This is a genomic window from Agrobacterium tumefaciens (assembly GCF_005221385.1).
GTDB classification, from domain to species: Bacteria; Pseudomonadota; Alphaproteobacteria; order Rhizobiales; family Rhizobiaceae; genus Agrobacterium; species Agrobacterium tomkonis.
Genome location: NZ_CP039903.1, coordinates 1,299,210 through 1,317,633, shown reverse-complemented (window position 1 = coordinate 1,317,633; position 18,424 = coordinate 1,299,210). Strand labels below are relative to the sequence as shown.

19 protein-coding genes and 1 tRNA gene are annotated in these 18,424 nt (G+C 58.7%); 11 read left to right on the top strand and 9 right to left on the bottom strand.

Annotated elements, in window-relative coordinates:
• Positions 1-37 precede the first annotated feature (37 nt).
• The 5 genes from yajC to CFBP6623_RS06580 all read left to right on the top strand — a co-directional run bounded on the left by yajC (position 38) and on the right by CFBP6623_RS06580 (position 4,879).
• A complete protein-coding gene (gene yajC, locus CFBP6623_RS06600) occupies positions 38-385 on the top strand; it encodes a preprotein translocase subunit YajC (RefSeq protein WP_046800095.1) in 348 nt (115 codons plus the stop codon).
• Between the two features lie 82 nt (positions 386-467).
• Complete coding sequence (gene secDF / locus CFBP6623_RS06595) at positions 468-3,032, top strand: protein translocase subunit SecDF (protein ID WP_052818401.1); 2,565 nt, start codon at positions 468-470, stop codon at positions 3,030-3,032.
• Positions 3,032-3,424 (top strand): Mth938-like domain-containing protein, encoded by a 393-nt coding sequence (locus tag CFBP6623_RS06590; protein ID WP_046800097.1) that lies wholly within the window; start codon positions 3,032-3,034, stop codon positions 3,422-3,424. The genes secDF and CFBP6623_RS06590 overlap by 1 nt, the downstream gene beginning before the upstream one ends.
• Before the next feature lie 23 nt (positions 3,425-3,447).
• Entirely contained in the window at positions 3,448-4,293 is an 846-nt protein-coding gene (locus tag CFBP6623_RS06585; RefSeq protein WP_046800098.1) for a phytoene/squalene synthase family protein, read from the top strand.
• 127 nt (positions 4,294-4,420) lie between these two features.
• On the top strand, positions 4,421-4,879 hold the full coding sequence (locus tag CFBP6623_RS06580; RefSeq protein WP_046800099.1) for a hypothetical protein: 459 nt from the start codon (positions 4,421-4,423) through the stop codon (positions 4,877-4,879).
• Between the two features lie 7 nt (positions 4,880-4,886).
• Here the strand turns inward: CFBP6623_RS06580 and CFBP6623_RS06575 are convergent, their stop codons facing one another.
• The 3 genes from CFBP6623_RS06575 to lipB form a co-directional block, all read right to left on the bottom strand.
• Entirely contained in the window at positions 4,887-5,822 is a 936-nt protein-coding gene (locus CFBP6623_RS06575; RefSeq protein ID WP_046800116.1) for a DMT family transporter, read from the bottom strand.
• 74 nt (positions 5,823-5,896) lie between these two features.
• A complete protein-coding gene (locus CFBP6623_RS06570; RefSeq protein ID WP_046800100.1) occupies positions 5,897-6,964 on the bottom strand; it encodes an NAD(P)-dependent alcohol dehydrogenase in 1,068 nt (355 codons plus the stop codon).
• Positions 6,965-7,030: 66 nt separating this feature from the next.
• A complete protein-coding gene (gene lipB, locus CFBP6623_RS06565) occupies positions 7,031-7,762 on the bottom strand; it encodes a lipoyl(octanoyl) transferase LipB (RefSeq protein ID WP_046800101.1) in 732 nt (243 codons plus the stop codon).
• A gap of 189 nt (positions 7,763-7,951) precedes the next feature.
• Between lipB and CFBP6623_RS06560 the strand changes: the two genes are divergently transcribed.
• Positions 7,952-8,036 (top strand) — tRNA-Leu (locus CFBP6623_RS06560).
• Between the two features lie 566 nt (positions 8,037-8,602).
• On the top strand, positions 8,603-9,028 hold the full coding sequence (locus CFBP6623_RS06550; RefSeq protein WP_080842082.1) for a PAS domain-containing protein: 426 nt from the start codon (positions 8,603-8,605) through the stop codon (positions 9,026-9,028).
• A 66-nt stretch (positions 9,029-9,094) separates the two neighbouring features.
• On the opposite strand, the gene CFBP6623_RS06545 is transcribed toward CFBP6623_RS06550, so the two are convergent.
• Positions 9,095-9,262 carry a Thivi_2564 family membrane protein gene (locus CFBP6623_RS06545; protein ID WP_003495928.1) on the bottom strand — a complete coding sequence of 56 codons (168 nt, stop codon included), beginning with the start codon at positions 9,260-9,262 and terminating at the stop codon, positions 9,095-9,097.
• Between the two features lie 109 nt (positions 9,263-9,371).
• On the opposite strand from CFBP6623_RS06545, the gene CFBP6623_RS06540 reads away from it, so the two are divergent.
• Positions 9,372-9,797, top strand: coding sequence for an OsmC family protein (locus CFBP6623_RS06540; protein ID WP_080842612.1), 426 nt, complete (start codon positions 9,372-9,374; stop codon positions 9,795-9,797).
• A gap of 3 nt (positions 9,798-9,800) precedes the next feature.
• Here the strand turns inward: CFBP6623_RS06540 and CFBP6623_RS06535 are convergent, their stop codons facing one another.
• The 3 genes from CFBP6623_RS06535 to CFBP6623_RS06525 are packed head-to-tail and all read right to left on the bottom strand — an operon-like array spanning position 9,801 to position 12,912.
• Positions 9,801-10,295 carry a peptide deformylase gene (locus CFBP6623_RS06535; protein WP_046800104.1) on the bottom strand — a complete coding sequence of 165 codons (495 nt, stop codon included), beginning with the start codon at positions 10,293-10,295 and terminating at the stop codon, positions 9,801-9,803.
• 17 nt (positions 10,296-10,312) lie between these two features.
• Positions 10,313-10,612 (bottom strand): hypothetical protein, encoded by a 300-nt coding sequence (locus tag CFBP6623_RS06530; RefSeq protein ID WP_046800105.1) that lies wholly within the window; start codon positions 10,610-10,612, stop codon positions 10,313-10,315.
• A complete protein-coding gene (locus CFBP6623_RS06525) occupies positions 10,612-12,912 on the bottom strand; it encodes an FdhF/YdeP family oxidoreductase (protein ID WP_062653918.1) in 2,301 nt (766 codons plus the stop codon). The genes CFBP6623_RS06530 and CFBP6623_RS06525 overlap by 1 nt, the downstream gene beginning before the upstream one ends.
• A 362-nt stretch (positions 12,913-13,274) precedes the next feature.
• On the opposite strand from CFBP6623_RS06525, the gene mgtE reads away from it, so the two are divergent.
• Both mgtE and CFBP6623_RS06515 read left to right on the top strand, forming a co-directional pair.
• Positions 13,275-14,702, top strand: coding sequence for a magnesium transporter (gene mgtE, locus CFBP6623_RS06520; RefSeq protein WP_046800118.1), 1,428 nt, complete (start codon positions 13,275-13,277; stop codon positions 14,700-14,702).
• 69 nt (positions 14,703-14,771) lie between these two features.
• Positions 14,772-15,158: a MerR family transcriptional regulator gene (locus tag CFBP6623_RS06515; protein WP_046800119.1), complete on the top strand. Its 387-nt coding sequence runs from the start codon at positions 14,772-14,774 to the stop codon at positions 15,156-15,158.
• 337 nt (positions 15,159-15,495) lie between these two features.
• Here CFBP6623_RS06515 and CFBP6623_RS06510 read toward each other — a convergent pair whose 3' ends face one another.
• Both CFBP6623_RS06510 and CFBP6623_RS06505 read right to left on the bottom strand, forming a co-directional pair.
• Positions 15,496-16,461: a heparan-alpha-glucosaminide N-acetyltransferase gene (locus tag CFBP6623_RS06510; protein ID WP_046800120.1), complete on the bottom strand. Its 966-nt coding sequence runs from the start codon at positions 16,459-16,461 to the stop codon at positions 15,496-15,498.
• Between the two features lie 60 nt (positions 16,462-16,521).
• A complete protein-coding gene (locus tag CFBP6623_RS06505; RefSeq protein ID WP_052818408.1) occupies positions 16,522-17,214 on the bottom strand; it encodes a DUF599 domain-containing protein in 693 nt (230 codons plus the stop codon).
• Positions 17,215-17,719: 505 nt separating this feature from the next.
• Between CFBP6623_RS06505 and cobU the strand changes: the two genes are divergently transcribed.
• Positions 17,720-18,241 carry a bifunctional adenosylcobinamide kinase/adenosylcobinamide-phosphate guanylyltransferase gene (gene cobU, locus CFBP6623_RS06495; protein ID WP_046800122.1) on the top strand — a complete coding sequence of 174 codons (522 nt, stop codon included), beginning with the start codon at positions 17,720-17,722 and terminating at the stop codon, positions 18,239-18,241.
• The last annotated feature ends 183 nt before the right edge of the window (positions 18,242-18,424 follow it).

Sequence of the window (18,424 nt, the reverse complement as noted above, 5' to 3'; positions counted from 1 at the left end):
CATACGAGGTCGTGCCGTAATCGTTGAGGAGTTTTATATGTTCATTAGTCAAGCTTTTGCCCAGGACGCAACGGGCGGCGCATCGGCCTTCGGTTCCGGCCTGGAAATGCTTTTCCTGTTTGCGCCCCTTATGGTCGTCTGGTACTTTTTCCTCATCCGCCCGCAGCGCGCGCAGATGAAGAAGCGCCAGGAAACGCTGACCAGCATTCGCCGTGGCGATCAGGTCGTTCTTGGCGGCGGCATCGTTGGCAAGGTGACCAAGGTCATCGACGACAGTGAACTCGAAGTCGAAATCGCCGAAGGCGTGAAAATCCGCGCTGCCCGCGCTTATATTGCCGAAGTGCGTGTGAAGGGTGAAGTGGTCAAGACGGAAGCCGCTTCCTGATCCTGCCGGATAACCGGACGCCCGATTGCGAATTTTGACGGGTTGCGCTGTCCGCGCAACCCCAACCCTGACCGAGATCGAAATGCTTCATTTTTCCCGTTGGAAAACAGTCTTCATCTGGCTGCTTGTGCTGGCAAGCGTCTTCATCGCCTCTCCTAACCTGTTTTCGGAAAAACAGCTGGAGAGCATGCCTGCCTGGTACAAGGACAACAAGGTAACGCTCGGTCTCGACCTTCAGGGCGGCTCGCACATCATGCTCAAGATCGAGCGTTCCGACATTGTCAAGGAACGGCTTGAGACGATTGTCGGCGATGTGCGCACGCAGCTTCGCGACGCCAATATCCGCTATTCGGGGCTTGCCGGCAACGGCCAGCAGATTCAGGTTCGCATCAGCGACCCCGCCCAGCTGGAAGCCGCCAAGACGGCGCTTCGCGATCTTACGCAGCCGGTATCCGCTGGAACGCTGGTCGGCGGTTCCATCACCGAAGTGACGATGAGCGATGGCGGCGACAATCTGCTGCGGCTCAACCTCACCGACGAAGGCGTTGATTACCGCCTGTCATCGGCCGTGTCGCAGTCGATCGAAGTCGTGCGCCGCCGCGTCGACGAAGTTGGCACCACCGAGCCGCTCATCCAGCGTCAGGGTTCTGACCGCATCATCGTGCAGGTGCCGGGCCTTCAGGATCCGCAGCGCCTGAAATCGCTTCTCAACCAGACGGCAAAGCTGTCCTTCCGCATGGTGGACACCACCATGCCGGTGCAGGAAGCGATGAATGGCCGTCCGCCCGCAACCTCAGAAGTTCTCTATTCACAGGACGATCCGCCGGTTCCCTATCTGGTGGAGCGTCGTGCTCTCGTTTCCGGCGACAATCTCGTGGATTCGCAGGCGAGCTTCAACCAGCAGACCAACGAGCCGGTCGTTACCTTCCGCTTCGACAGCCGCGGCGCGCAGCGCTTTGCGCAGGCGACGCAGCAGAATGTCGGCAAGCCTTTCGCCATCGTGCTTGATAACCAGGTGATTTCCGCACCTGTCATCCGCGAGCCGATCATCGGCGGTTCGGGGCAGATTTCCGGTAATTTCTCGGTGCAGGGTGCAAACGACCTCGCGGTTCTCTTGCGTGCGGGCGCACTTCCGGCCACGCTGACCGTCGTTGAAGAACGCACCGTCGGCCCGAGTCTTGGTAACGACTCCATCACGGCGGGTCTCACGGCAAGCGCCATCGGCGCCGTCGGCGTCCTCATCTTCATGTTCGTCTTCTACGGCTTCTTCGGCCTGCTGGCGAACATCGCTCTCATCGTCAACGTCGTCATGCTGCTCGCGGTCCTCAGTGTGATCGGATCGACACTGACCTTGCCGGGTATTGCCGGTATCGTCTTGACCATCGGCATGGCCGTGGATTCCAACGTTCTGATCTATGAGCGAATACGCGAGGAGGTGAAGAGCGGCAAACCGCTGATCCAGTCGCTGGATAACGGCTTCACCCGCGCCTTTGCGACCATTATCGACGCCAACCTGACGACGCTCATCGTGGCGAGCGTGCTGTTCTACATGGGCACCGGTCCGGTCAAGGGCTTCGCGGTCACGCTGGCCGTCGGTATCATCACCACCGTCTTCACGGCCTATACGCTGACCGCTTGGATGTTTGGCTACTGGGTTCGTCGCAGCCGCCCGAAACATCTGCCGAAGGGTGTCCGCACCGCCATGTTCGATGGCCGGGACATTCCGTTCATGCGCTACCGCCGCGTGGTGTTCATGATCACCGGCGCCATCATGCTTGCCTGCGTCGGCGGTTTCATGGCCAAGGGTCTGAACCTCGGTATCGACTTCCAGGGCGGTTCGGTGATCGAAGTGCGCGCCAAGCAGGGCGAGGCGGATCTTGCTGATATTCGCGATCGTCTGAACCAGCTCAATCTGGGTGAAATCCAGGCGCAGAACTTCGGTACGCCGCAGGATGTTCTCATTCGTATCCAGGCGCAGGACGGCGGCGAAAATGCCGAGCAGTCCGCCATCACCCTGGTGCGCGGTGAGCTTGAGGACAAATATGATTTCCGCCGCGTGGAAGTCGTCGGTCCGGCCGTGTCGGGTGACCTTACCTATACGTCCACGATTGGCATCCTGCTCGCCATGACGGGGATCATGATCTATATCTGGGTGCGCTTCGAATGGCAGTTCGCGCTCGGCGCGGTCATCTCGATGGTGCATGACGTGGTCTTTACCATCGGCCTTTTCGTCTTCCTGGGGATAGAGTTCAACCTCACCAGTATCGCGGCGATCCTGACGATTATCGGTTATTCGCTGAACGATACCGTGGTGATCTACGACCGTATCCGCGAAAACCTCAGGCGATATAAAAAGATGCCGCTGTCGATGGTCATCGACGTGTCGCTGAACCAGACGCTGTCACGCACCATCCTCACTGGTTTGACGGTGCTTCTGGCGCTGCTCGCGCTCTACCTCTTCGGCGGTGAGGTTATCAGGTCCTTCACCTTCGCCATGCTGTTCGGTGTCGGTATCGGCGTGTTCTCTTCACTCTATATCGCCGCGCCGGTGCTGATCGCCTTCAAGCTGCGTCCCGACAGCAAGGATGCGGAAGACGAAAAGGATGAAAAGCCCGGTAACGCCATCGGCGGCAAGCCTGCCGTCTGATGGCCGGCGGGATCGAAATACGCCCGGCCCATTTTCCCGGCCGGGCGCCCATCGATGCCTATGGCAATGGCGGTTTCCGTTTTGCCGACATGTCGCATCGCGGCTCGCTTCTGCTCGTGCCTTCCGGCATTCATGGCTGGGAGCCGGTCGATGCGAAAGAATTGACCGTCGGGCATTTCGAAAAGGTTCTGGCGGAAGCGCAGGACATTGAGGTGCTGTTGATCGGTACGGGTGACGGCATGCGTGTTCTGCCGAAGGAACTGCGCGCCGCCTTTAAGGAGGCGGGCATTTCGGTCGATCCAATGAGCACGGGTGCTGCCGTGCGCACCTATAATATCATGCTTTCGGAATCGCGCGCCGTAGCTGCGGCGCTGATTGCCGTCGAAGGCTGACAGGACGTTTCGCGCGGGGAACCATGGCACCCACAGAAAATCTTGACGTCTGCCTCGCGACGCTGCGCGACACCGATCGCGACCGCTATCTCGCCTGTCTTCTGTCTCCCGCCGATAGACGCAATTCTCTGGCGGCGCTTTACGCTTTTAATGCTGAAATTGCGCGTATCCGCGATTCCGTGCGCGAGGCGTTGCCCGGCGAAGTTCGCATGCAATGGTGGCGCGATCTGCTTGAGGGCAATGCGCATGGCGACAGTCTGTCCCATCCCGTTGCCGCGGCTCTTTTGACGGTTATCGAGCAATATCGCCTGCCGCGTCCGGTGCTGGCCAATATGATCGAGGCGCGCATCTTCGATCTCTATGACGATCTGTTCGAGGATCGCAACGCGCTTGAGGGTTATGCCGGGGAGACCGCTTCCGCCCTGATTCAGCTGGCGAGCCTCGTGCTGTCGGCGGAAGACGCTCCGGCAAGTGCGGAGGCGGCCGGACATGCGGGCGTCGCGCAGGCCATGGCCGGAATTCTGCTGCTGATGCCGCTGCATCGCCGTCGCGGGCAGGTCTATATTCCCGCCGACATGCTCTCGGCCGCCGGGCTTGATCGTGAGACCTTTCTCGAAGGTGACGACAGGCAACGCATCGGCATCGCCATTGAGCTATTTGCCGCCCATGCGCTCGATCATCTGGAAAAGGCAAGACGCGCGAAGATTTCCAGGGCCGTCTTTGCCGCCTATCTGCCTGTTGCCCTGTCTGGACCGGTTATCGTCGCCGCCAGAAAGGCCGGGGTGGGCGTGTTCGACGGTGAGTTGCAGCTGTCGCAGCTTCGCCGGCAATGGCTGCTGGCAAAGGCGTCGCTCCTGAAGCGCTTCTGATTTTCGATCCGCGCCGCGTCGTTCGTAAGCCACACTTCACACAAGTCTCGATCTCTATGAACCTGAAGCAGGTTCGCGTCGTTTGATTCGCGAGTCGTGATGTTTCGGTGCTGAGGGAGCGTCCCCGATGAATATGGCGATCTGGATTATCGTCTTCGTGCTGCTTTCGGTCTTTGCCGTTTATGCTTGGCGCATGACGCGGGCTACGGATGAAGACAACAGTCATGATGTGGGGCAGGCGATCATGGATTTCGCCCGCGCCTTTCCCAATGAGGCGATCCGAAGCCTGCATATGACGGTGGATGGCGGTGCGGCCTTCGTGCGGCTGCACGACAACAAGGCCGGCTTCATGCGCAATATGGGATCGCACTATGTCTGCGTGATGATCGACCCCGAGCGGATCAGGGTCGAGAGCCTGGAAAGCGGCGACGGTTTTGTCGTCACCTTCTTTGACATGCCGAAATATAGCGGCTCATACCGCTTCAAATCCGCCGGTGAAGCGGCCGAGGTTTCCTTGTGGCTGCTTGGCAGCCTTGTGGAGGCGCAGGACCATCATGATGAGGGACCGCTGCCCTCTGGCACCTGAGTCCTCGTCATTGCCCGTCGAGCGGCGGGGTGGCTTGGGCCTGCTTGCTTTCCCGCCAGATGATGAACAGGCCGGATGCGACGATGATGAGGATGCCGAGCCATTTTGACGGCGTCGGGAAATCCGAAAACAGCGCATAACCGAGAACCGTCGCCGAGATGATCTCGAAATACTGGAACGGCGCCAGAAGCGACAGCGGCGCAAGCCTGAAAGCCCTGACAATCAGCAGGTGCATGTAGCCGGATATCGACCCCAACAGGATGAGCAGGACAAGCGCAAAGCCGGATTGCGGAAGCGACATCGTGAAATCTTTGTCGCCCAGCGCATCACCGGCCAGAAGCACCGCGCCCATGAAGATCGTTCCGGCAATGCCGGACATGGTCTGCATGACCAGCGGACTGTCGGCATCGCCGATGGCGCGGTTCAGGAACAGGTAAAGCGTATAGAGAAAGGCGCAGGCGACCGGCAGCAATGAGGTCCAGCCGAAGATTTCAAAACTCGGCTGAATGACGATCAACGCACCGCCGAAACCGACGACGATCGCCGTCCAGCGCTTCCAGCCGACTTTGTCACCGAGGAAGAGGGCCGACATCATCGTCAACATGAAGGGCTCGACGAAATAGATTGCAAAGACATCGGCGAGCGGCATGTACTTGACGGCGGCAAAGAACATCAGGCTTGCCGAGGCATGCAGCACACCGCGCAGACAGTTCATCCACGGGCGTTTAGCGCTGAACAGGGCTTTCGGCGAGACCAAGAGCAGCAGCGGCAGGGTGCAAACCACCTGAAAGAAGAAGCGGTAAAAGGTCACCTGCGCCGGCGACATGCCGCCGCTGACCGCCATATATTTGGCAATCGCATCCATGACCGGCAACACGAACATGCAGCCCGCCATGATGGTCATGCCCTTGGCGACGTCGCTGAAACCGGTCTGGCTGGTCATGGGTAAGGCTGCGCTTTCGACCAGAAGGTCCAACGAGGAAAGGGGCGCCGGTAGGCAGCCCCCTTCTTCAAAGGTCAGGCGGCTTTCTGGCGGGGCAGGCTCTTCATATCAATGACAAAACGATAACGCACATCGCTTTTTATCATGCGTTCATAAGCGTCATTGATCTGACCGATATCGATCATTTCAATTTCGGCGGCGATGCCTTTTTCGGCGCAGAAATCCAGCATTTCCTGGGTTTCGGGAATGCCGCCGATCATCGAACCGGCAAAGGTCTTGCGGCCGGGGATGAGGCTGAAGGCGTGGACGGAGAGCGGCTTTTCCGGCGCGCCGACCTGCACCAGGGCGCCATCGCGTTTCAACAGCGCGAGATACGAATCGATGTCGTGATCGGCGGCAACCGCGTCGATGATGAGGTCGAGGCTGGAAGCGGCCTTCTTCATCTGTTCGGCGTCGCGCGAAACGATAACCTCATGCGCGCCGAGTTTCTTTGCGTCTGCCGCCTTGCCGGGCGAGGTGGTGATCATCACCACCGTCGCGCCCATGGCATTGGCGATCTTGACGGCCATATGACCAAGACCGCCGAGACCCACGACGCCGACACGCTTGCCGGGGCCGGCATTCCAATGGCGCAGTGGGGAATAGGTGGTTATGCCTGCGCAGAGCAGGGGCGCTGCGGCTGCCGGATCGAGTCCTTCTGGAATATTGAGCACATAGCGGTCATCCACCACCACATGGGCGGAATAACCGCCGAGCGTATGCGCGCCGCCGCCCATGGCCTTGTCGGGCGAATTATAGGTGCCGGTCATGCCGTTTTCGCAATATTGCTCCAACCCTTCGGCGCAGCTCGCGCATTCACGGCAGCTATCGACGATACAGCCGACACCGACACGGTCGCCAGCCTTGAACTTTGTGACGTCCGAACCCAGCCGGGCGACGCGGCCGATGATTTCATGGCCGGGAACGCAGGGATAAAGGGAACCCGGCCATTCGCTGCGGGCCGTGTGGATATCCGAGTGACAGACGCCACAGAATTCAATCTCGATTTCGACATCGCGGGGACCCGGATCGCGGCGCTTGATCGTCGCGAGCTTCATCGGCGAAGAACCGTCATCGCAGGCATAGGCGGACGTTGTGAACATGGTCGTTCCTCCTCTTGTGGTGATCGATGCTGGAAACTCCGGCCGGCGCCAAAGGTTGCGGTGAGATCAGCCGCCGGATCCGGCCTCGGGCACTGCCGGGCCGAAAACCTCCTCGAAGGCCTCGCGCAGCAGAACGTCGACATCGCCGATCATAACCGGCAATCCGAGATCGACAAGGCTGGTGACGCCATAGGCGCTGATGCCGCAGGGAACGATGCCGGAGAAATGCCCGAGGTCGGGGTCAACATTGATCGACAGCCCGTGAAAGCTCACCCATTTGCGCAGACGGATGCCGAGTGCGGCGATCTTGTCCTCGGCCATGCCGCCACCGGGCAGAAGAGGTTTTTCCGGCCGCCTGACCCAGACGCCGACCCGATCCTCGCGCCGCTCGCCGCGGACATTCATCTTGTCGAGCGTGCGGATGATCACATCCTCCAGCGCCGCCACATAGGCGCGGACATCCTGACGGCGTCGTTTCAGGTCGAGCATGACGTAAACGACCCGCTGCCCCGGGCCATGATAGGTATATTCACCGCCGCGGCCCGTGGCGAAGACGGGGAAGCGATCCGGCTCGATGAGATCGGCGGCGTCGGCGCTGGTGCCGGCGGTATAAAGCGGCGGATGCTCCAGAAGCCAGACAAGTTCGTCGGCCTCGCCGCTGGCGATGGCCGCAACTTCGCGCTCCATTTCCTCGACCGCCTGTCCGTAAGGGACGAGACCGTCGGAGATTCGCCAGCGAACGGGCGGCGAACCGGCGACGGGTAGCATATTTGTCTCGATATCCGTGCGTGTGAGCATGAAAAAGTCCTTTCCACAGCCTTCTCGCAAAATGGCGGGACGGCGGCAACCCCAGCATTTCCGGGCTTCCTGCATATAGGGTGGGCCAGGGTGATTTTTAATTTCAAAAAACTGTCACGACGCTCTTGTGCACCGAAAATCCTTTTGCTACATGCACCCCCGTCGGCGCAAGTCGACGCCTACCACGATGCGGTCGTGGCGGAATTGGTAGACGCGCAGCGTTGAGGTCGCTGTGGGGCAACCCGTGGAAGTTCGAGTCTTCTCGACCGCACCAAAGAAACCCGCTTCGGCGGGTTTTTTCTTTTTTATCCAATTGGTTAGGTCTTCGCTTTGCGAAGCGGGAAGGTCTATAGGTGTAGATCGGGCGTGATCCGGCTGCGTCAATGTACCTTTATACTACAGCCGGAGCGCTATGCGTTGAGGGCGGCAAATTATAGATCTGCCAGTCGGGATTCAGCGTCGAACAATATTCGAAGCAGTCCCGTTTTCCTGATGGTTTCCATCACCGACCCGATAGGGGTCACCATCCATGACCTGATCCATTCGCCAGCCGCTTCCGCGATATGGACTTTCCCACGTCTGACAACCTGTGAGAACGACGGTCATCGTCAGCAGTCCAAAAGTAAGAGCGGTTCGCAGCATATTAACCTCCTTCGAAATGTTATCGCAAAGCTATGTAGGTGCAGGCAGGGCGCTTTGCGATGTCTCTCCAGGATTTATCGGTCCTTTGAGAACAATATCGGGATTCGATCGTTATAAAATTTCGGTGGATATCGATGCACGCTGCAGTAGCTGGACGGTTCCCCCTACAAAAACGAGGGGTGGAATATTAGAGGTCTAGTGTTAGCTTTTGTCAGAAAAAAATGTCCGGGGGTTTTCGTGCTGGGAGACAAGACGGATTCGGACAATGCGCTCGGTTATTATATGTGGAGCATTTCCGATAACAGGCTGATCATGGATGCGGTGACTGCGGAATGCCACGGGTTCTCCGAACCGGCGGCGTCGCGCGGGGTGACGATCGAGGAAGTCCTTGAAAAAATTGATGTGGAAATGCGCGATCGCGTGGCTCAGGCCATTTTCGACAGCATAACCACCGGTGTGTTCTTCGATCAGCGCTACAAGGTCAATTTGCCGGATGGTTCAGTGCGCTGGATCGTGGCGAAGGGCAGGGCGATTTTTGATGCGGACAATACACCGTTTCTGGGTATTGGCAGCGTTCGGGATATTACGCTCAAGAAACCCTACCAGTTCGAGCCTCGCCAGTAGCTTACAGGTTTCTCACAAAAAGAGGCGGCTTTCGCCGCCTTTTTCCGTTCGCGCTTCACCGGGACATCAGAAGACCGCGAGATATTTCAGCAACGAAATAATGCCGATGATGATGACGATGATCTGCGCGATCTGTTTCGCGCCGCCGCCGACGGGCAGTCGTGCGATGAGCCACAAGACGAGCACGATCACCAGGAAGGTGATCAGAATGCTGACGAGCGTAGATGTAACCATATGTCCCAGCTCCCTTTTTAATCAATCTCAACGGCCGTTCACCGTTGCGTGAGTAAAAGCGCGAGGCTAGCTTTGGTTCCATCGACTGAAATTAGCTATGGGGCAGGACGTGAATCAGTTCAGGGTCAAGAAGCGGCCGACGGGGGCAGTGGTTACGCTTGCCCGTCTTGGGCATCCGGATGTCGTTACGGCGACCGGCGGTGCACTTAAGGTGGTTACGGGGGCTTCAGAACCCGGTTTCAACCCGCTTGATCTTCTCTATTCGTCGCTCGCCGCCTGCCTGGCGCTCAGCGCCCGCATAGCAGCCAGCAGCATGGGGCTGCTTGACCGTTTCGAAAGGGTCACGGTGCATGTCTCCGGGCAAAAGGCGGACGAGGAGCCTTCGCGTATAATCCGTTTCGATATCCGCATCGCGATAGAGGGGGATTTTGATGGGCAGACACGCGCCGCAATCGCCCATGCTGCCGAGGATATCTGCACCGTCAGTAACACACTGAAGGGTGACGCTGAATTCGTGATGTCGATTGCCGACTAATCATCAGGGCTTGCGGGACTTTTCCCATTTTTTCACCAGTCGGTCGCGCTTCAGCTTCGAAAGGCGTTTAAGCCAGAAAACGCCATCCAGCTGGTCGATTTCGTGCTGGATGCAGATGGCGTGAAATCCCTCGGCTGTCTGCCGATGCTCCGCGCCTGATATATCCTGAAACTTCACCTCGACCTCATCCGGCCGCTCCACCTCATCCGTGAAACCGGGCATGGAAACGCTGCCCTCTCCATGGCGCATGGTCTGGGTGGACTGGGCGATGATTTCAGGATTGATGTAGGTCAGGACGGTACCCGGCGTCAGCTCCAGCACGAAAACGCGTTGTTTTGTGCCGATATGGGCGGCGGTGATGCCGACACCGGGCGCGGCGCGCATGGTGTCGATCAGATCTGTCACCAGATCCTGCAGATGATCATCAAAAGCGGTGACCGGCGTGCAGATTTCGGACAGGCCGGGATGGGGATAGGGCAGGATCGGCCTGATTGCCAAGGGATGCTCCGTTCGTTTCAAATCCGGGAGGAGGACCCGGCCAACGCCTGTCCTTCCGCCGTTGCCTCCAGAAAACTGCGTTGCGTACGGGCATCGCGTTTCGTTACCCGCACGAAGCGGGGCGACAGGGCAGCGATTTCGCGCAGAACGAGGGCATGCGCAAGCCCCAGCCTGTTGGCGATGCTGCGGCTATCAGTGGCAATATCGAGATGGATTGCCAGAAGGATTGCGGCACCCGTGGCCGTCAGTTGCTGCGATTGCCCCCGAATCTGTTCCACCGCCGCCATGAAGGCGGCAGCGGATTGCTCTTCATCCATCAGGAGGCGTCCGGTCGCAGGCGGATGGAGACCAGCACCGATTTCGATGTTGGTGTGAAACTGCCATCACCATAACTTGACAGCGGCACCAGCACGTTGAGTTCCGGATAATAACCGCCAATGCTGCCCTGCGGGATATTATAGGGCACCAGCCGGAAATTTTCAGCAATGCGCTCCACGCCGTCGCCATATTCGCCGATGACGTCCACACGCTGGCGGGAGTGGGCACCGAGCGTTTCCATGTCCTTCGGGTTCATGAAGATAACGTGGCGTTCGCCATAAACGCCGCGATAGCGATCATCCATGCCGTAGATGGTGGTGTTGTACTGATCGTGGCTACGGAATGTCTGCAGCACGAAGAGGTCATCGCGCGTCAGCGCCTGCTGATGTTCGGTCTGTTCGGGCAGCGGGCCGCTATAGAAGGTCGCCTTGTTCGTCGGCGTGTTCCATTCCCGTTCAGACGCCGTGTTGCGCAGATGAAAACCGCGCGGCACACGGACGCGTTCGTTGAAATTGTCGAAACCGGGAATGACCCGCTCGATCATGTCGCGGATGAGGTCGTAATCATCGGCGAGCGCCTTCCAGTCCACATGGACATTGCCGAGGGTTGCCTGGGCAATGCCGGCGACGATGGCGACTTCGGAACGCAGTTCGTCCGAAGCGGGCGGATTGATGCCGCCGGAGCCGTGTACCATGCTCATGGAATCTTCGACGGTGACGATCTGCGGACGGCCCGACGAATTCAGATCGATTTCCGTTCGGCCGAGACAAGGCAGCACGAAGGAGGTTTCGCCCGGCACCAGATGTGAATGGTTGAGCTTGGTGGCGATATTGACCGTCAACTTCTGCTTTTCGAAAGCCTTGACGATCAGCGGGCTGTCGGGTGTCGCCCGCATGAAATTGCCGCCGAGCGCGATAAAGGTCTGAGCCTCGCCATCCAGCATGGCAGCAACGGCCTCGACGGTGTTGTGGCCGGGCTTGCGCGGCATGGGAACGCCGAGTTCTTTCTCCAGCGCATCGAGAAGTGCGGGCGGGGCTTTTTCGTCAATGCCGACGGTACGGTCTCCCTGCACGTTGGAATGGCCGCGCACCGGGCAGAGGCCAGCGCCGGGACGGCCGATATTGCCGCGCAGCAGCATGAAGTTGGTGATTTCCCGCACGATGATGACGGAGTGCCGATGCTGGGTGACACCCATGGCCCATGTGGCGATGACGGAACCGGCATTCATGTAGATGCGCGCAGCTTCCTCGATTTCGGCGCGGGTGAGGCCTGACTGATCGAGAATGGTTTCCCAGCTTGTCGCGTCCACGGCAGCACGGTAGGCCTCTAACTCCACCGTATGTTCGGCGATGAAATCGTAATCGATGATGGCGGGTTCACCCGCAGTCCTTGCGGCATCGTCGGCGGCGAAGACCGCCTTGCTCATGCCGCGGACCGCCGCCATGTCGCCGCCCTGACGCGGCTGATAATAGTTGGTGGCGATCCTGGTGTTGCTGCCGGTGATCATCTCGATCTTGTCCTGCGGATCGGCAAAACGCTCCAGACCTTTTTCGCGAATGGGATTGAGGACAGCAATCCTCGCACCGCGAAGGGCTGCCCGGCGCAGATCACCCAGCATGCGGGGGTGGTTGGTGCCGGGGTTCTGGCCGATGACGAAAATCGCATCCGCCTGCTCGAAATCCTCAAGCAGCACCGTGCCCTTGCCGACACCGATCGAGGCTTTCAGGCCGACGCCGCTTGCCTCGTGGCACATGTTGGAACAGTCGGGGAAATTGTTGGTGCCGAAAAGCCGCACCATCAATTGATAGATGAAAGCAGCCTCGTTGGATGCACGGCCGGATGTATAGAATTCCGCCCTGTTCGGATTGTCTAGGCTGTTGAGAATCCGGCCGATTTCGGCAAAGGCGTCGTCCCACGAGACAGGCAGATATTTGTCGGTTGCCCGGTCATAACGCATGGGATGGGTGAGGCGGCCCTGTTTTTCCAGCTCGTAGTCAGACCAGCCGCGCAGCTCGGAGACTGTGCGGTTAGCGAAAAAATCCGGCGGCACGCGCGCTTCCGTTGCTTCCCATGCAACCGCCTTGACGCCGTTTTCGCAGAATTCGAAGGAAGACCCGTGTTCGGGATCGCCCCATGCGCAACCCGGGCAATCGAAACCATCAGGCTGGTTCGCCTTCAACAGCGCACGGGCGCCGGAAAGCGGCGCACCGGACTCCATAAGCCGTTTGCCCACGCTTTTCAGCGCGCCCCAGCCGCCTGCGGCCGAAGATGCCTTGCCGATGAAATCCGTCTTGCTCATTGCTGTGTTTTTCCTGAAATCTGCGTGATCGGCCATGTGGTGAATGAGGCCGATCATATGTAAAAAAGCTTCTTCAGAATCGCCTTTAGGCGACATATGTCAATCTTTAACTTGCCGGTTTCTGCGGAACAGTCGGGCGTTGCGGGGCGTTGTGCGAAGTGCAGCGCCGGGCCTGTCGGATGCGTCACCATGGGTACGGCGCTTCTGGATTGTTGTCTCGCGAAAGGGTGGTTCATGACATTTTCGTCGCAGTTGCGAGGCTTGTTGTTTTCCGCCTATCCGGTTGTTGACAATGTGCTTTTTAACGCCATTCTGCCTGCGCATTCGTGCACTGCGGCATTTCGAGAATAGGGGGACGCCAGATGACAGACCGTGACGACGATCTTGCCGCTCCCGAAGAGTTGAGGCCGACAGAAGCACCCTCCGACATCTATGCCGAGGACGGGTCCGTCCGTTCGGATTTTCTGGCTATGGTGGGCGCGGCGATCGCCGATCGCGACCTCTTGTTCCTGCGCAAGAATGTGGCGCGGCTGCATGAGTCCGAACTCGGCGACGTGCTGGAATCCATTCTGCCCGAACAGCGCCACGCGCTCGTGCGGCTTCTCGGTTCCGATTTCGACATGACGGCGCTGACCGAGGTGGATGAAGGCATCCGCCTCGATATCGTTGACCAGATGTCGAACGAGCAGATCGCCGCTGGTATCGGCGAGCTGGATTCGGACGACGCCGTTTATATTCTAGAAGATCTCGACGACGAGGATCGCGAGGATATTCTCTCGCAGCTGCCGTTCACAGAACGCGTGCGGCTGATGCGGGCGCTGGATTATCCGGAAAGCTCGGCCGGTCGCCGCATGCAGACGGAGTTCGTCGCCGTGCCGCCGTTCTGGACCGTGGGCCAGACCATCGATTATCTGCGCGAGGAGGAGGAGCTGCCTGACTCCTTCACGCAGATATTCGTCATCGATCCCACTTTCAAACTGGTCGGTGCGCTCGATCTCGACAAGGTGCTGCGGGCCAAGCGTCAGGTGAAGATCGAAACGATCATGCACGAGACCAACCACTCCATTCCGGCGGAAATGGATCAGGAAGAGGCAGCGCAGGTATTCGAGCAATACGACCTTCTCTCCGCCGCCGTGGTTGACAATAACGGCCGACTGGTCGGCGTTCTCACCATCGATGACGTGGTCGACGTCATCCAGGAAGAAGCCGAAGAGGATTTGCTGCGCCTTGGCGGTGTGGGTGACGAAGAACTGTCGGACAGTATCGCCAGCACTTCGCGCTCACGCGTGCCCTGGCTTGCCGTCAATCTTCTCACCGCTTTTTTGTCTGCCTCCGTTATCAGCCTGTTCGATGCGACCATCCAGCAAATCATTGCGCTGGCGGTTCTGATGCCGGCGGTTGCCGGCATGGGCGGCAATGCCGGATCGCAGACCATGACCGTGTCCGTGCGCGCGCTGGCGACCAAAAGCCTCGATATTCACAATGCTGCCCGCATCATCCGGCGCGAGGCAGGCGTTGGCATTCTGAACGGCCTGCTGTTCGGCTGCGCCATTGGCATCGTTGCCGGAATCTGGTTTCAGGATATCCATATTGGTGGCATCATCGCCACGGCCATGTGTCTCAACATGCTGGCGGCGGCGCTGGCCGGCATTCTCATTCCGCTGGTTCTGGACAAGTTCGGGGCCGATCCTGCTGTCTCTTCGGCGGTGTTCGTGACTGCGGTGACCGATATTGTCGGCTTTTTCGCCTTTCTGGGCATTGCCACCTGGTGGTATGGTATTTCCGGGTAGGCGGCCGGCGAAAATTGACTTTTACGTGAAGGTCAAATAATATTATTCGGTGATGAATCGGATAGGCCCTTGGACAAGTATTATAGCATAACCGAACTGACACGCGAATTCGGTGTTTCCACCCGCACCTTGCGTTTTTACGAGGATGAGGGCCTCATTCACCCTGAGCGTCGCGGCCGTACGAGGCTTTTCAGGGCCGCCGACCGCCGTCTCATTCAGGAAATCCTGCGCGGCCGCCGTATTGGATTTACGATCGCCGAAATTCGCGAGATCATTCACGTCTACAAGGAGCCGCCGGGCGAATCGGGTCAGCTCGTGCTGCTGATGAAGAAGGTAGACGAAAAGCGCGCCGACCTGCGGCAAAAACGCAAGGACATCGAGGAGACACTGGCGGAACTGGACAATGTCGAAGAGGCCTGTCTTACGCGGCTTGCCGAAATCGGCGTCGGGACTTGAGCGAAATTTGGGGCGATATTCGCGCTGGGTTATCGTTTAAGAATTAATATGTCTCCTCCGTCATCCTCGGGCTTGACCCACTGCTGTCCGGTTTAAATTTCCGCGCAAGCTGCATTACCCTTGAAGTCGTTGGTGAAGGGCGAACATTCACTCAACGTCATCCTCGGCCCTGTGCCGAGGATCTAACCACGTTGAATAAAATCAATACGTTGGCAGATCCTCGGGACAGGCCCGAGGATGACGTCGGCGCAATTGGCATGACTTTCCTTCCTATCGGACGACGCCGAGTACAGATGGGAACGCTCGAAAACGTGGGCTCGGTTTGGCCCACTCGTACCTACTGCGCCTCAACCGTACACTGCTGCGCCAATTCGCTGACCTTCGTCTGCTGATCGGCGCTGAGCTTGCCTTCCATCATGATGTCAAACAGGCTTTCCGCCTGCAGTTTCTCCAGCGTGCAGCCGCAGAAACGTTGGCACAGTTCCACCCCATTCGCCTGTTCGACGCAGCTTTTTTCGCAGCTGGATTTGTAAAGCTCCACCTGATCAACGGGAGGAGGCGGAGCCACAACCGACATGACATAAACGAGGCCGATCAGCACCGGTTGGTGAATGAGGTAAAAGGCCAGGCTGTGCCGGCCGGCGCTGGCGACCAGATTGCGTGGTGAGCTAGGGTTGCGAAAACGATCCAGCCAGCCGCGAGGGGTGACGAATTGCGAAACGCCAAGTCCGGCAAGGAATGGCGCGAGCCAGGGCAGCAACGGCACATAGTCGTTGGAGCGGGGGGGCATGGTGGAAAAGCCGATCCAGGCCAGCCATTTCGCGTTGAAGAGGTCGGATTGCAGATATTGCGGCAACGCCAAGGCGATCACCGCAAAAAGCAGCGTCACGAGTGCCGGCGCGCGCAGGAACAGCAGCCCGACGAGACTAGCAGCGGCGATATTGTGCAGGATGCCGAAGAAGATGAAGCTGTCGGGAAAGGCGAAATAGGTGGCGGCGGTAATCAGCAGCGCCGAGCCTGCCACCATGGCGAAACGCTTGCCGAAGGACGGCCAGTTCAGGCCTTTGCCATGGGCGAGAAACAGGCTGAAACCGGCCAGAAACAGGAACGAGGTGGCGATGGCGCGGGCATAAAGTTTCCACAGGCCCGTGGTTGCCGTGCCGGGTTCGAGATAGCCGAAATATTCCAGGTTCCACGTGAAGTGGTAGGATGCCATGGCGAGAAGCGCCAGCCCGCGCAGGGTATCAAGACCGCCTATGCGGCCCCTGCGACTGGTTTCGGTGACGGCTGCGTTTGTGTCCATGTTTTCCGCTTTTCATGAGACCGGTATTCATTCGGGCTTGGCCCTTGAAGTGCGGCTATTTCAAGGCCGGTTGTCTTCCATGATGGCGCGACGCGCCTCGGAAAAGAACTGTCGGCGCAAGAGCGCCACGATGATGATGACGGTGCTGGCAATGAAGACATAGGGGCTGATGAACCAGCCGAGATAACCGATGGACAGAAAGATCGTCCGCAGGCCGTCATTGAAGTTCTTAGCAGCGATGATGTTCATCTTTATGACATTTTCGGCGGCACGCTCGGCCGCCTCGCGGTCCGCACCGGCATCATGGACCATGGGAATGGCGCCGAACAGGATCGTGCAATAGTTGAACAGGCGGTAGGACCAGCCGAATTTGAAGAAGGAATAACCGAACAGACAGGTCAGCCCGATGACCTTCAGTTCGAAGGCCGTGCGCCCGGAATAATGCACGAAAGGCATGTCGCGAAACACCGATTCGACCTGTTCGGTGGCGCCCAGCAGAGCGAAACAGCCGCCGATGGCGAAGATGGAGGTGGAGGCGAAGAAGGCCGTGCCGTTCTGCAGACCGGCCATGATCTGCGTATCGATCATCTTCAGGTCGCGTTTGAGCGAATTCATGATCCAGTCCCTACGGCGCCCGGCCATGGCCTGATTGAGGCTGGTTCGCGAAAACAGCGTTCTTCCCGTTGTGACATGTGTATAGGTAGCCCACAACAGGATGAAAACGACGATCGATATGTAGTCCATGATGGTCATCACGGCAGGCCACCTTGCTGTTTGCGAATCTTGGAAAGCATATTGATTTGAAGGCTATGGCAAGGCAATGGCGACGGCCTCGGTGAGCAAATATTCTCACCGCGCGTTGCCGTGTCATCATCTCGTTTTCTGCTAACCTTCCGGTAACCATGTGGCTTTATCAATCGCTCTCGCGGACGACAGGTCTGCCGGTTCCGGGTCAGGTTTTGCGTACCGGTTCCGCCTTATATCGTGACACTATCTCCGGCAGATTGACAGGATGGCCGTTCGCACCTAGCCTTGCTTGAAGGACCGGTGTTTCCGGCATCCGGAGTTGCCACGGCTTTGATATGTCCCGCATCGTGCGGACAGGTTTTGACGTCTCCGGTCCGGTGTCAGCGGCAGTCCGGCATGAACAACCGGGGGACGCCTTTTTCTACGAATCGTTCCCTTCATGGCCGCCTGTCTCTGGCTTGCACCATTGCAAAGACGCCGGTCCGTTGCATTTTTCTCATTCAGGTTTCCGATGACAGATAAAAACCGCTCCGTTTTCATTCTTGGCGGGGCGCGCTCCGGCAAGTCGCGTTTTGCGGAAGATCTTGCGGTAAATGCCGGCGGAAGTCTGCATTATCTGGCCACCGGCAGGCCTTGGGATGAGGAGATGCGTGACCGCATCGGCCATCATCAGGCGCGGCGCGGCGGTGAGTGGACGACCCATGAAGCGCCGGTCGACATAGTCTCGGTGCTCGCGCGCCTCGACCGGCCGGAGAATGTCGTCCTCATCGACTGCCTGACATTATGGCTCACCAATCTTATGATGGACAATGCCGATATCGAGGCCGCCTTTGACGTTTTGGCGGCGGCAATCGCATCGGCCAAAGCGAAGCTGATTCTCGTGTCCAACGAGGTCGGTCTTGGCATCGTGCCGGAAAACCGCATGGCGCGTGAATTCCGCGATCATGCCGGCCGGCTGCACCAGCGTATCGCGGCCATTGCCGACGACGTCTTTTTCGTCGCCGCCGGGCTGCCCCTGAAGATGAAGGGCTGAAGCGACACCTGCAAAAGCAGGCTCGCCATCACCACGCATTTTTTGCCCTTCCGCAAATTCCCCTCATAAAGCCGCGCCCTGTTTTGCCGGGGCTGCGACAGCTTTGCTTTCTTGATCTGGATCAAGGTGGCGTTGCCCTGCCGGTGGCAATGCTCCAACCGACGCAAAGGCGCGTTTCCGCTC

Bases quoted from the DNA above. Each gene is read 5' to 3' on its own strand.
- CFBP6623_RS06510 (WP_046800120.1), bottom strand. From the start codon at position 16,461: ATGGACACAAACGCAGCCGTCACCGAAACCAGTCGCAGGGGCCGCATA.
- lipB (WP_046800101.1), bottom strand. From the start codon at position 7,762: ATGCTCACACGCACGGATATCGAGACAAATATGCTACCCGTCGCCGGT.
- CFBP6623_RS06530 (WP_046800105.1), bottom strand. From the start codon at position 10,612: ATGGATGAAGAGCAATCCGCTGCCGCCTTCATGGCGGCGGTGGAACAG.
- CFBP6623_RS06580 (WP_046800099.1), top strand. From the start codon at position 4,421: ATGAATATGGCGATCTGGATTATCGTCTTCGTGCTGCTTTCGGTCTTT.
- CFBP6623_RS06545 (WP_003495928.1), bottom strand. From the start codon at position 9,262: ATGGTTACATCTACGCTCGTCAGCATTCTGATCACCTTCCTGGTGATC.
- CFBP6623_RS06585 (WP_046800098.1), top strand. From the start codon at position 3,448: ATGGCACCCACAGAAAATCTTGACGTCTGCCTCGCGACGCTGCGCGAC.
- mgtE (WP_046800118.1), top strand. From the start codon at position 13,275: ATGACAGACCGTGACGACGATCTTGCCGCTCCCGAAGAGTTGAGGCCG.
- CFBP6623_RS06525 (WP_062653918.1), bottom strand. From the start codon at position 12,912: ATGAGCAAGACGGATTTCATCGGCAAGGCATCTTCGGCCGCAGGCGGC.
- CFBP6623_RS06505 (WP_052818408.1), bottom strand. From the start codon at position 17,214: ATGACCATCATGGACTACATATCGATCGTCGTTTTCATCCTGTTGTGG.
- CFBP6623_RS06570 (WP_046800100.1), bottom strand. From the start codon at position 6,964: ATGTTCACAACGTCCGCCTATGCCTGCGATGACGGTTCTTCGCCGATG.
- cobU (WP_046800122.1), top strand. From the start codon at position 17,720: ATGACAGATAAAAACCGCTCCGTTTTCATTCTTGGCGGGGCGCGCTCC.
- CFBP6623_RS06575 (WP_046800116.1), bottom strand. From the start codon at position 5,822: ATGACCAGCCAGACCGGTTTCAGCGACGTCGCCAAGGGCATGACCATC.
- yajC (WP_046800095.1), top strand. From the start codon at position 38: ATGTTCATTAGTCAAGCTTTTGCCCAGGACGCAACGGGCGGCGCATCG.
- CFBP6623_RS06590 (WP_046800097.1), top strand. From the start codon at position 3,032: ATGGCCGGCGGGATCGAAATACGCCCGGCCCATTTTCCCGGCCGGGCG.
- secDF (WP_052818401.1), top strand. From the start codon at position 468: ATGCTTCATTTTTCCCGTTGGAAAACAGTCTTCATCTGGCTGCTTGTG.